The sequence below is a fragment of the Gardnerella coleohominis genome (assembly GCF_002896555.1).
GTDB lineage: Bacteria > Actinomycetota > Actinomycetes > Actinomycetales > Bifidobacteriaceae > Bifidobacterium > Bifidobacterium vaginale_F.
Window position 1 is genome coordinate 13,107 of the sequence record NZ_MNLH01000006.1, and the last position, 12,929, is coordinate 26,035.

8 protein-coding genes, 1 tRNA gene, 1 pseudogene and 1 riboswitch are annotated in these 12,929 nt (G+C 36.4%); of the genes and pseudogenes, 5 read left to right on the forward strand and 5 right to left on the reverse strand.

Annotated features, from left to right (window positions below):
• Positions 1–86 precede the first annotated feature (86 nt).
• Positions 87–264: riboswitch (Lysine riboswitch) on the forward strand.
• A pseudogene (locus tag BFS05_RS05515) lies at positions 250–537 on the forward strand (amino acid permease); the annotation flags it as partial. It overlaps the preceding riboswitch by 15 nt.
• Before the next feature lie 150 nt (positions 538–687).
• Here the strand turns inward: BFS05_RS05515 and BFS05_RS05520 are convergent.
• Together BFS05_RS05520 and BFS05_RS05525 are read right to left on the reverse strand one after the other, a co-directional pair.
• Positions 688–1,596, reverse strand: a complete 909-nt coding sequence (locus tag BFS05_RS05520; protein WP_103084975.1) for a flagellar basal body-associated FliL family protein — start codon at positions 1,594–1,596, stop codon at positions 688–690.
• A 215-nt stretch (positions 1,597–1,811) separates the two neighbouring features.
• Positions 1,812–1,887 (reverse strand) — tRNA-Asn (locus BFS05_RS05525).
• Between the two features lie 403 nt (positions 1,888–2,290).
• Between BFS05_RS05525 and BFS05_RS07020 the strand changes: the two genes are divergently transcribed.
• Positions 2,291–3,094: a M23 family metallopeptidase gene (locus tag BFS05_RS07020; protein WP_258004271.1), complete on the forward strand. Its 804-nt coding sequence runs from the start codon at positions 2,291–2,293 to the stop codon at positions 3,092–3,094.
• Positions 3,095–3,297: 203 nt separating this feature from the next.
• The gene (locus BFS05_RS05535) at positions 3,298–5,112 is read left to right on the forward strand and encodes an AMP-dependent synthetase/ligase (RefSeq protein ID WP_103084976.1); all 1,815 of its coding nucleotides are present in this window, start codon (positions 3,298–3,300) and stop codon (positions 5,110–5,112) included.
• A 113-nt stretch (positions 5,113–5,225) separates the two neighbouring features.
• Here BFS05_RS05535 and BFS05_RS05540 read toward each other — a convergent pair whose 3' ends face one another.
• The 3 genes from BFS05_RS05540 to BFS05_RS05550 form a co-directional block, all read right to left on the reverse strand.
• On the reverse strand, positions 5,226–7,034 hold the full coding sequence (locus BFS05_RS05540) for a type 1 periplasmic-binding domain-containing protein (RefSeq protein ID WP_103084977.1): 1,809 nt from the start codon (positions 7,032–7,034) through the stop codon (positions 5,226–5,228).
• A 167-nt stretch (positions 7,035–7,201) separates the two neighbouring features.
• Positions 7,202–8,050 (reverse strand): fructosamine kinase family protein, encoded by an 849-nt coding sequence (locus tag BFS05_RS05545; protein ID WP_103085014.1) that lies wholly within the window; start codon positions 8,048–8,050, stop codon positions 7,202–7,204.
• 243 nt (positions 8,051–8,293) lie between these two features.
• Positions 8,294–8,725, reverse strand: a complete 432-nt coding sequence (locus tag BFS05_RS05550) for a hypothetical protein (protein ID WP_103084978.1) — start codon at positions 8,723–8,725, stop codon at positions 8,294–8,296.
• Between the two features lie 210 nt (positions 8,726–8,935).
• Between BFS05_RS05550 and leuS the strand changes: the two genes are divergently transcribed.
• Together leuS and BFS05_RS05560 are read left to right on the forward strand one after the other, a co-directional pair.
• Complete coding sequence (gene leuS, locus BFS05_RS05555; protein ID WP_103084979.1) at positions 8,936–11,917, forward strand: leucine--tRNA ligase; 2,982 nt, start codon at positions 8,936–8,938, stop codon at positions 11,915–11,917.
• Between the two features lie 247 nt (positions 11,918–12,164).
• Positions 12,165–12,923: a ComEA family DNA-binding protein gene (locus tag BFS05_RS05560; RefSeq protein ID WP_180978616.1), complete on the forward strand. Its 759-nt coding sequence runs from the start codon at positions 12,165–12,167 to the stop codon at positions 12,921–12,923.
• The last annotated feature ends 6 nt before the right edge of the window (positions 12,924–12,929 follow it).

Genomic DNA, 12,929 nt, shown 5'->3' on the forward strand with positions numbered 1-12,929 from the left:
AGATTTTTGGAATTAAGTTTTATAGGTTTTACACTGTTTTACTCTGGTCTTTGTGATTTTGTCGCACGTTATGCTAATAATGAAACACATCGACCAGAGGTTGCATTTGACAATAGTAGCCAATATGAGCTTGAAAGTAGCGAAGATTATTGGTGAAAGGGGATAATGCCGAAATTTATGACGATACTTTCTAAGTCATAAGTTGGGATTTGACTGAATAAGTCAAATACTGTCGCAGTAATTCGGCGTATTGCTGCTTCTCACTACCGTTTCCGTAAGGCTTATGTGGCTCAGGGTCATTCTTTGAACAATTTAGTGTATCGTGCAAAGTGGTATCCGTTTGGTCCGATTGTGGCGTTCCTTTTGTGTGTTCTGGTTATTGTTGGTCAGGATTTGCGCTCGTTTGCAACGCTTAATTGGGAAGGTATTGGTATTACTTACATGTCTGTTCCGTTATTCATAATTCTGTACGTTGGGTACAAGATTAAGAATCGTACTAAAGTAATTCCTCTTAAAGAAGTAGATCTTGGGAAGTGATTATTTAGTTGTTATTAAGATGTTATTAAAAGTTGTGTATGAATTAGGTTTCTAATTCATACACAAATGGTTGAGGCTCAGCAGAAAAACTGTTGAGCCTCAACCATTTTATTTTCTATTTTTAGTTATTTGTTTTATAAGATACCAATTTTATGGTCTTTGTTCACTGTTTCCCTTAGCTGGATCATTTGTATTTACTGTTCCAGCATCTGGTTCCCCGTTATTATTTTTTTTGGGATCTGTTTTGTTTTCTTCGTCGTTCCCGGTTTCTGTTTTGCTTTTGTTTTTGTCCTTGTCCTTGTCCTTGTCCTTGTCTTTGTCCTTGTCTTTGTCCTTGTCTTTGTCCTTGTCTTTGTCCTTGTCTTTGTCCTTGTTGGTCTTATCTGTCTTATCAGTCTTGTCTGTCTTGTCTGTCTTGCCGGTCTTGCCTTTGTTTGTCTTAGGAGTGTTCTTATTAGGAGTAGTCTTGCCGGTCTTGGTTTGATTATTTTGTTTAACTGGATGTTTTACAACAGGATTAGGCGTACGCTTAGTTTCTTCTTTTTTGTTTACGCTTGTATCCTTGTTTTTATCCGCGTTCTTATCGTCCTTGTCTTTATCTTTATCCTTGTCTTTATCTTGCTTTTCTTTCATTTCGTTAACCAATGAAACTGCAAGAGAGCGTATCTTAGTAGATTCATCTTTATACCATTGCGATGCAGCTATTGCTTGAGCGCTTTGTTTTCCTAATTCTTCAGCTGAATTAGCATTGCATGTAATTGGTTCAGGAGCTTTTTCTGCAAGTAAACTTGCTAATTTTTTACTATTTTCGCTATCTTGTTGCGTTAAAGTAACTAAAAAGGAATTCCCTACAAGTTTTTTCCAAGTTTTATTTGGTTTTGAAATTTTTGCTACTTCTTCTTGGCATTGTTTACGCGCTTCATTAGTCTCTTCGGATTGTTTAAAATACCAATACGAACCTAATCCAGTTAATGCAAGTGCTAATACAACAATGCATGATATAAGAGCAATAAGCTTCTTTTTCTTTACATTTTCGCCTAGTAAAACTTTTGTTGGCATATGTATTTCCTTACTTGTGGTAATCATTTTTAGTGTATTGCAAGTAATACGTGCCACATATTTTACGCTATTTTATATATGTTTAGAAGTGATTCTAAAGTTTAATTCACAAAACTAGGGTTATTTCCCAAAGCTAGGCGTTAATTCACAAAATTTCGGTTAAATTCAAAACCTCTATTGTCATACAAAAAAACCACCGGCGAACCGGTGGTTAATGGCTCCTGCGGCTGGGCTTGAACCAGCGACCATTCGATTAACAGTCGAACGCTCTGCCAACTGAGCTACGCAGGAATATCCTTTGTGTTTAGCTGTGTGCTGTGCACAAGACATTTATATTACACGGATTTTTAAGATATGCAAATTTTCTTAGTTTTGGCGTGTCGTAAAATCTTAAAACAATATCAAAATTCAATAAAACTCAATAAAAACAAGGTTTTTCCTATTTGTGCATAGTCTTATGAACTTCTGACCACATTTATAAAAAATACTTCTTTTTGCTTAATGCAAGTTTCATAATTTATATAAATCATAATTATATAAATTATTTTCATTAAGTTAGAGCTTCAAATAATGAGAATAAAATATGAAATTTATTTGTATTTATACATGTGATTTTCATATGAAAGAGTTATTTTTTAGCTTTTTACGAACTGCTAATAAGCCAAAGTAAAAATTGTGGGGGAAGGGGTTATTTATGTTTTTGCGTAAGGTTTCGCGTAATTTTTCTAAGATGTTTTCGCGTAAGGTTTCGCGCATGGTTTCACGTAATTTTTCGCTTAGGGATTCTCTATGCAACTTGTTTTCTTTTAACTTGCTTTTTAAAAAATCGGATTCTTTAAATAATTCAGAAAAAAGTGATAAAACAAGCAAATCTTCATATATTTTATATTTTGCTATTGTACTTACTTTAGTTATTGTTGCTATAGGCAATTTAATATCAAGTAATTTAATATCAAGTAATTTAATATCCAATAATTACAACTATTATTCTTCATATGACTCTAATAAAAAGATTCTAAATTCAAGTAAATCTGATTGTTACCGCGTGATGCTAGTTAGTGATTCAAAAGCTTCTTCGAAAAGTATTTGTGAAGCTAGTATGTTGTGGCCTGTAAAGCATGTAAGAATATTAAGGCCTTTTGATCCTCCTGAAAAACCTTGGATGGCTGGCCATCGAGGGGTTGATTTAGAAGCAAAAGAGGGGACCAAATTATTTGCTCCAGCTAACGGAATTATAAGTTTTGCTGGCGTTGTAGCTCATAAAAATGTAGTCAGCATAAAGCATGGATCCATAACGTCCACTTTTGAACCTGCTAAAACCTTTCTTTCAGTAGGTGAATCCGTAAAGCGCGGACAACTTATAGGATCTGTTTCTCGCGGATCTGATCATTGCGATAACTCGTGTGTTCAATGGGGTCTTAAAAAAGATAAGCGTCACTATGAAGACCCTGCTATTAAAGCTTCTATGAGGAGGATTGTATGGAAACCAATAAAATAAGCATTTCGTGGTGAAAATAAGCGTATTCGAATAAATCACATAAATCATATAAATCATATAAATCACATTCAAGTTTTAATTTGGCAACTTATTTGTGCATGAAGATACTTACGAAAGTATAGAATGTGGAATCATAAGAATACGTGTAGATTCTAATTAGATCTACTAAAGTACTGTTTCGTTCACATAACAAAGGGAGCGTTATGCAGGAGTTTTCTCGTCCGCTTGATGAGCATATTGAATATGATGCTAATATATTTTCAATTCTTGAAAATCGTGTTGAACGCAAACCGGATGATTCTTTAGTTGAATACGTTAATGACAACGGTAATTGGGAATCTTTCACTGCTAAAGAATTTCGAGATAAGGTAATTGCTGTTGCAAAGGGATTGATTGCTCGTGGTGTTATGCCAGGAGATTCTGTGTCTATTATTGCTCACACTTCTTGGCAATGGACAGTGTTGGATTTAGCAATTATGTCTATTGGTGCTTTAACTGTACCTGTTTATGAAACTAATTCTCAGATACAGATTATGAATATTTTTAATGATTCCAATGTTGGTACTGTATTTGTAGAATCTCCTGAATTACAAGATAAAGTTCTTAATGTTAAAGATGATTGTCCTTCTTTGAAAGACATATATGTTATTTCTCGTGATGCAATAGATGCGTGCATTGAATACGGCAAGGCTGTTACAGATGCTGAATTCTATGAGCGTGAGCAGTCTGTTCGAGGAGATGACTTAGCAACAATCGTTTATACTTCAGGATCTACTGGCGAACCTAAAGGCGTAGAGCTAACACATAGTAATTTTGTTTTTATCGCTAAAAGTGGTGTTATTTCTATGCCAGATATTGCAATGAAGCCGAACGCTAGATTATTGCTGTTTTTGCCATTAGCTCATGTTTTTGCACGCTTTATGCAATTCTTCTGCTTCGCAGGAAATGTCACTCTCGGTTTAACAAGTAATTTAAAGACTATACTTTCTGATTTCCAGAAATTTAAGCCTACATTTATACTCGCTGTTCCTCGTATTTTTGAAAAGATTTATAATGCTGCTTCTCAAAAAGCTGGTCGCGGCGTTAAAGGATTTATTTTTGCTCGCGCTACTAAAGTCGCTATTCAGTGGTCTAGAGCGCAACAGTCCGGTGGTGCTATCCCTCCTATGCTTTCGCTTATGCACTCAATATTTAACAAGTTAGTGTATAGCTCAATTATGCAAGTTTTTGGTGGATCGGTTGAGTATGCAGTATCTGGCGGAGCTCCACTTGATTTATCTATAGCACACTTCTTTAACGGTGTTGGTCTTCCTTTGCTTGAAGGATATGGCATGACTGAAACTTGTGCGCCTGCTATGGTAAATCCTACAGTCGGATATCGCATTGGTACAGTTGGATTACCTGTTAAAGGTGTTTCTGTTGCTATTGACGATGAAGGCGAATTATGCATTAAAAGCCGTGCAGTTTGCAATGGCTATCATAATCATCCTGAAATTACTGAAAAGCAGATTGTAAATGGCTGGCTTCATACAGGTGATTTTGCTTCATTAGATAAAGATGGGTTTGTGCGAATCACTGGTCGTAAGAAGGATCTTATTATTACAGCAGGAGGAAAGAATTTATCTCCTGGTCCTTTAGAAGCATCTATTATGACTTCTCCAGTTATTTCCCAATGCGTTGTTATAGGGGATAGGAAGCCGTTTATAGCAGCTATTATTGCGCTTGATTTAGCTGAAGTTAATTCTTGGCTAGAACAAAAGGGTGCTCGTAAAGTGTCTTCTCTTGCTGAAGCATCGCGTAATTCTATTGTTAGGGCAGAAGTTGAGCGTGCTGTTTCTAGGGCAAATACGATGGTTTCTAGAGCTGAATCCATAAGACGTTTTGAAATCGTTGCAGAAGAATTTACTCAGAAAAACGGGTTGATTACGCCAAGTATGAAAGCTAAAAGACAAGCAGTAGTAGAGCGTTATAGTAATTTGATTGAGCAAGTTATTTATGCTCCGCGCAAACGTCGATAAATAGATAGATAGATAGATAAATAGATAAATAAATTCTGCTAAAAGTTTGTTATAAGTTATATAGCAAACCTTTAGCAGAATCTTATTATAAATTTTCGTAAGTTATGGGACTTTTATAATCCTGCATCTGCGAGGCTTACGTATCCAGGATCGATCAGCATTGCCTTTAGATTTGTAGCGCTTACGGCAATAACCTTTTCGGAATAAATAGCTACTTTCTTGTTATTTATCGTAACAGTTGTCATTTGAGCGTCTGGAGTTAGTTTGCCTGTTTGATTTAATTGTTGGCAAACATGTGCTACGTCTTTTGAAGAATCTTGCATATTTTCAATAGTTGTAATCCATTGTTTGCCCTCAACGATATTAGGCAATGAATCCTTGTAGGCACCGTAACCTGTTACGATTGGCCATTTCATCAATGAATCGTTTTCTTCATTAGTGCGATTATTGTCTGTTTTCGAATCTTTAACAGTTGAATTATCGCTTACGTTATCTTTATCTTTAGATTTATTATCTTTTTTATTATTTAGGTTAGGCGAAGGAACTGCTTCTTTATTAAGATTTCGCTTGCCAATAATATTTCCAATAATATCTTGAACGCTAATAGAAGGATTAATATCTGCAGCGCTACCTTTGTATCCAAAGTCAGATAGTGCTTTGACTATCTTAGAAGCAGCGTTATCGTTCAAGGCAATAATTCCATCAATATGTGAATACTTATTACCTAAAATATTTTCCTGTGAGATTAAACGCTTAGTAAGCTCTTTTTTAAACGATTCAGCGTCATTAGCGTAAAAAGCAACGTTTTTCCAATCTTTTTCTTCTACTTGCGCATGTAATTTTCCAGATGGTGAAATTAAGGTTCCAGCTTCAAAATAAGGCTGTAATACTTTCCAAATACCTATAAAAGCATGTCGAGCAAATTCGTCAGAGTATGATTCGTCTTCTGTATTATTGGCGCTTGAACTTGTTCCATCTGATTTATTTGAATCGTTTGAGGATTTAGGCTGAATGTGGCACGGCAAAAGCACTTCAATAGACTTAGGATGGTCTTTACTTGCTTTGTATAGCGCAAGTTTTTCAACAAGTGTTGCCGCTTGCATTTCGCCTATTTCTTCAGCAGTAGAGAAATTAAATATAGCGTCTGGCTCAAAGTTTTCAATCATGCGAGACAAAAGTACTACGTGCATTCCGTACTTTTGAGCTAATTTCAATGCTGATGCTAAACGTTTTTCTGCAGCGTTATCTACATGTTTGTTCGCATTATTTTGAGTATCTTGATCGTTGTCATTAGAAGTATTATCAGCGTTTTTACTGTCTGCTTTGTTGTCTGTTTTTTCGTCTTTTTTGGCGTTAGATTTCTTTGCAGACTTATTTGCAGACTTATTTTTTGAAGAATCATTATTTTTAGAATTTAAATATGATGCGTATTCTGGCTGAGTAACGTAATCGCCATAATTATTGCTTCCGTTTTTATCCGTCCATGGAGCAACAACAATAGTTGTTTCAGATTTTTTGGAATCTTTTACGCTATTGCCTTTATTGTTGGATTTTTCAGAATCATTATTCTTGTTCTTTTGCGAAGAAATTTTTGATACCACATAATCTTGGATTGCTTGGCTTTGTTCTTCTAAGTTTGAGTAAGAATGTGTTTCAATATTTGAATCGCTAAAACCATGCGATTTCAAAGATTTTACTATTTCAGGTATTAATAAATTCCATGTGCTCAGTGGAGTGTGTCTATTTAATGAAAGTCCGTCTGAAGGAGAAAAAATAGCAACATTGCCAATAGGCTTTCCAGATTTGTTTGCGTTTGAGCTTATTTGCGATGTTGAAGTTGAGCATCCTGCAATCGCTAAAAGTGTAGAAATAACAGTAAATACAGCTACAACATGACGTAATCGTGTTCGCAAACGAATCATAGTACAATGCCTTCCATCAGTTTACAAATCAATAAATATTTTTTACAACTCATGCTATTTTATACGTATCACTTGTATGTTTATTAATGCAATTGGCGTGTCATATAAGTAATTAAACGTAATTCTTAGCACTAGATTTCAATGCAATACGAAAATGTTTTGTTTTATCACAAATTTTGCAATAAACTCACACACATATCTCTATATTCTCCAACGTAGCCTCCGCCAAAGAATACACAATGGCCAGCAATTGGATATAACTGCCAGATAGTCATGCGCTTTTCGAAACCAGATTTAAGAGGATGAACAGATTGATATCCATTTAGTATTTGTTCAAAATAGCTTATTCCAAACAAGTGCAACATAGATAAATCTTCTTCTCGATGACCTCCATGAGCAGCTGGATCAATTAGAACTGCTTCTGTATATTCTTTATCTACAGTTTGCGTATTGTTTTGGCTCTGCGATTCGCTTGGAGTTGAAGTCCAAAGCACGTTTCCGCTCCATAAATCTCCATGAACGCGCGCAGGCTTATCTTCGCTAGCTTTACCAAGTAAATCAGGAAGAGCGTCAATAACTTGATTAGTAAGTTCTAAATCAGCTTTTGATAGTTCGCCACGCTCAATTGCGAGATTTACCATAGGTTTTAATCTGCCTTCAGCTAAATAATCTATGACGTTATCCCATTTACCTGTATCCATTTTTACTGGATCTGAAAGTGGCCCAAAATAGCATGTTCCATCATAATCTGCTGGTGGTTCTCCAAAATATTTTGCACCATAATCGTGCATATGCGCTAAAGCGGCACCAAAACGATATGCTGCTAATGGTGTAGGCCTTGATGACATGTTTATGCGCTCAATATTTAAATAGTTAGCGCCCCAATCGTATACTTTTGCAACTCTAGGTCCGCCATGATCGTGAGCTTCTTGTAACCATTGCAAACCTTTGCCTTCGCACTCAAAAAATCGATTTGGCGCGTATAACCTGCTTTTCTTATACACATCATTATTCATAGCAACCTCATTATTCATAGCAATTCTATGCGTGATTATGCCTTTTAATACCTTTATACTATTCTACGTCTAAAGATTTTATTAATGCTATTTTGCTATAAATACTATTTGTATTATTTGTATTTTGTATTATTTGTATTTTGCATTACTTATATAGGTACTTTTGCTAAATAGCACGATTTATGTATGTCTTTTAGATATGTATTTTTCTATTTCTTCTTTTCTTCTATTTTAAGAGATTAGTTAGTTATCGCTTTTGTTTTTAGTGGAGAAGCAAGATTTTAAAAAGTTGTATCCGAAAAGTATGCCAGCTAAAAATAGCGCTCCACCTAATCCTGTGTAAAATACTGCTATAAATTGTTCCGGTGCAAGATTGCTTGTTCGTAAAAGTATTCCGCCTGTCATCATAAACGCCATAATTGCAAATGATTTCACATCAAAGAATTTGAGGAAAAATTGTTTTTCTGTATATGCGATAATCCTTGAAGTATGTTTTTTAACAAGCTTACTGAAAATGAATATATAGAATATTGCAAAAACGATTAAAGATAAACCGTAATTAATTATGGATAAATAATTTGGGTATGCTAAAACTCCTATGCGCAATATGTTAAATCCTGCTGCTGCCCAAACTAAGCATGCTATTGCTAAAAGAGTATTTTTTGATACTTTCATGATTCTTTCCTTAAATTCAAGCTATAAACAATTTTTAGCAATATTTTTTATATTTAATTTATATATTTTAGCAATAGTATAATTAGGAAAGATTATTAAAATAAATTTAGTTAAAAGAATAGTAAAATTTTTATTTATTAATGTTTTTTCTTTGCTAAAGTTGTAAAAAATGTTGCATAATGACGATATGAGTCGCTATAGTCCTTATTTATGAACGACAACATTAAACAATATGCAACAGCTGAAAATAAGCCTGCAATTAGTGAGCCAGCTTTTCGTTATAATGCACGCTTGGCTCAAGATATTGAAAAGCGTTGGCAAAAACTTTGGGATGACCAGGGTACATTCTGGGCCGCAAATGTTAAAGGCGATTTAAAAGATGGCGATGGTAATAATGCTAATGGCCGTCCAGCTTTCTTCGCTATGGATATGTTCCCGTATCCATCTGGTAAAGGTTTGCATGTTGGACATCCTTTGGGATATTTAGCAACAGATGTTGTAAGCCGATATCATCGCATGAAGGGCGAAAATGTACTGCATGCGATGGGTTATGACGCTTTTGGTCTTCCTGCAGAACAATACGCAGTGCAAACAGGACAGCATCCGCGCATCACTACTGAGGCAAATATTGCTAATATGCGTCGCCAGTTGCATCGCATGGGTTTGAGTTTTGATGATCGTCGTTCTTTCGCAACGATTGATACGAATTATGTGCGTTGGACGCAATGGATTTTCTCAAGGCTTTATGACGCTTGGTATGATCCTGAGTTTACGCGTAAAGACGGCGGTAAGGGTTCAGCTCGTCCTATTAGTGAGTTGGTTGACGAGTTTAAGAGCGGTAAGCGCGAAATTCCAGGTTTTGCTGGAAAGAATTGGGAAGATTTAAGCAAGATTGAAAAAGCTGATGTGCTTAATGATTTCAGAATCGCTTATATTTCTAAATCTCCTGTTAATTGGTGCCCAGGTTTAGGTACAGTGCTTGCTAACGAGGAAGTTACTGCAGAAGGTCGTTCTGAGCGCGGTAATTTCCCTGTATTCCAGCGTCATCTTCGTCAGTGGTCTATGCGAATTACTGCTTATGGTCATCGTTTAGTTGAAGATCTTGACACTATTGATTGGCCAGAAAAAGTTAAGCTTATGCAGCGAAATTGGATTGGCGAATCTCACGGTGCTTCAGTTCATTTTGATGTTGAATGCTCTGATGGAAAAACTCGTGATTTGGAAGTTTATACTACTCGTCCAGATACGCTTTTTGGAACCACTTTTGCTGTAGTTTCTGTTGACCATCCTCTTCTTGAACATATTCCAGATTCTTGGGAATCTGACGTTCCTGAAAGCTGGAAGGGTGGCTACGAAAATCTTAAAGAAGGTTTGGTTAAGTATCAAGCTCAGACTCGTGCAAAAACAGCTAAGGATCGTACAGAAGACGCTGGATCTAAAACTGGTTTATTCACAGGCTTATATGCAATTAATCCTGTAACAGGTGCAAAGTTGCCAATTTTTGCCGCTGACTATGTGCTTATGGATTATGGTACTGGTGCAATTATGGCGGTTCCTGGAGGAGATCAGCGAGATTATGACTTCGCTGCAGCCTTCGGACTTCCTGTAATTTATACAGTTAAGCCTTTGCCTGAATCTGATGAGAAACTTTCGGATTATGAAGGAAAAGCACCATTTGTTTCGCACGATGGAATTGTTATTAATTCCTCTGTAGATAAGACTTACAAGCGCGATGACGCGTTGTCTATCGATGGTTTGCGTGTGGATGATGCTATTGAAAAAGTAAACGAATGGCTTGAATCTGCAGGAGTTGGCAAGGGTAGAGTTTCTTATAGACTTCGCGATTGGCTGTTCTCTCGCCAACGTTATTGGGGAGAGCCATTCCCAATTGTTTACGATGAGGATTCGGTTGCTTATTTGCTTCCTGATTCTAGTCTTCCAATTGCGCTTCCAGATGTTCCTGATTACCAGCCTAAGACTTATGCTCCTGACGATGCTAATTCTGAGCCAGAAGCTCCGTTAAGTCGCAATGAGGATTGGGTTAAAGTACAGCTGGATCTTGGTGATGGTGTAAAAACCTATTATCGAGATACAAATACTATGCCTAATTGGGCTGGATCTTGCTGGTATTACATGCGTTATCTTGATCCTAATAACTCTGAAAATATGGTTGATTCGGAAGAATACAAGTATTGGATGGGTGTTAAGGATGGACAGAATTCTAAAGCCGGTGGTGTTGATTTATATATCGGCGGTGTAGAACATGCTGTTTTGCATTTGCTTTACGCAAGATTCTGGCATAAAGCTTTATATGATTTAGGCTATGTTGGCACTCCAGAGCCTTTCCATCGCTTATTTAATCAAGGTATGATTCAGGCTTATGCTTACACAGATGATCGTGGTCAATATGTACCAGCAGCTGAAGTTGAAGAAGGTGCTCCAGATTCTAATGGTGAACCAACTTTCACTTGGCACGGAGAGCATGTTAATCGTGAATTTGGCAAAATGGGTAAGAGCTTGAAGAATATTATTACCCCAGATGACATGTACGAGAATTATGGAGCAGATACGTTCCGCTTGTATGAAATGAGTATGGGACCTCTTGCTGAATCTCGACCATGGAATACTCGTAATGTTGTTGGTGGTATGAGATTCTTGCAACGCTTGTGGAGAAATGTTGTAAATGAAGAAACAGGAGCTTTGGCAGTAACTGAAGATGCTCTTGACGATAAAACTTTGAAGCTTCTTAACAACACTATTGCGGAAGTAACTGTAGAGATGGAAGCTATGCGTCCTAATACAGCAATTGCTAAGCTTATTGTGCTCAACAATCATATTACTTCTTTGCCGCATGTTCCACGCGCTGCTGTAGAGCCGCTAGTGCTGATGCTTTCTCCTATTGCTCCTCATATTTGTGAGGAAATGTGGAGCAAGCTCGGGCACAACACGTCTATTGCACACGCAAAGTGGCCTGTAGCTGATTCCAGATATGTTGGTGAGGATACTGTAACTGCTGTTGTGCAAGTAAAGGGCAAAGTTCGCGCAAAACTTGAAGTTGATCCGAATATAGAGGCTAGCGAGCTTGAAAAGCTTGCGTTAGAGGCTGTTGCTGATCGTTTGGGTGGTAAAGCTCCTCGAAAGGTGATTGTAAAAGCTCCTAAGATTGTTTCTATAGTTCCTGACGAAAGTTGAAATTGACGGAAGTTGAAAGATAATTTAAGTTTTATTTGCAATGTTTTTTAGTTTCTTTGAGACTAAAAAACAAAGCTGTAGTTGCAATGTGGTTTTGTTTTGGCAATAGCTTGGAACTTCTGACCACATAGCACGATTTTTCTTGAAAGTGCTCATTCCTTCATGCATAGTTGGAATGGGCACTTTTGTATTTATTAAAGCGAAAGTTGGGGAATTTATAGGGGATATAAACAAGTTGGGGGTGTATATGCAAGTAAACAAAGTTCAATCTCTTAATGAGCTTATGACAAGCGATTCTTGCGTATTAAAAAGAAACAGAGAAGATGAAGATAGTGATATTAATCGCGTTTCAGGAGTTAGATTACGTTTTAAGCCAATTCATGCTCTTTCGTTACTTCTTGTTTTAGTTGCCGCTTTATGTGCTAGTCTTACGCTTCTTATTACGCAATCTGTGAATTATTCTCGAGCTGAAACTTATAGAATTAATTCTTTAAAATCACCTTCTCATGACGATTCGTCTTATTTGCATTACGATGAGCATGAATCGGCAAGTGAAAGTAATAAAGAAGCCGAAGATGATGATGCTAAAAGTGTTGGCGTTGATCGTGTTGGCGTTGAGCGTGTGAATGGTAAGCGTGTTGATAGTAAAAAATCTAATGTTTCAGAAAATGTTTCAGAAAATGCTTCAGTAGAGAAGTCAGAAAATAAATCAGCATCGAAATCAGAAAATAGGTCGGAAGGTAAATCAAAAAGTAAGTCAGAAAGTAAGTCAAAAAATAAAGTAAATTCTGAAAGTAGTGCCGAAAAATCATCTTGTATAAATTTAAATACTGCTAGTGTTGAAAAATTGCAACAATTACGCGGAGTTGGTCCTAAGATGGCTGAACGCATTATTGCGCATAGAAAGCGTTTTGGTAGTTTTAAACGAATTAACGATTTGATGAATGTCAAAGGCATAGGTGCTAAAACTTTAGCTAAATTCCGCGAAAAAGTATGTTTTAAATAAATATTT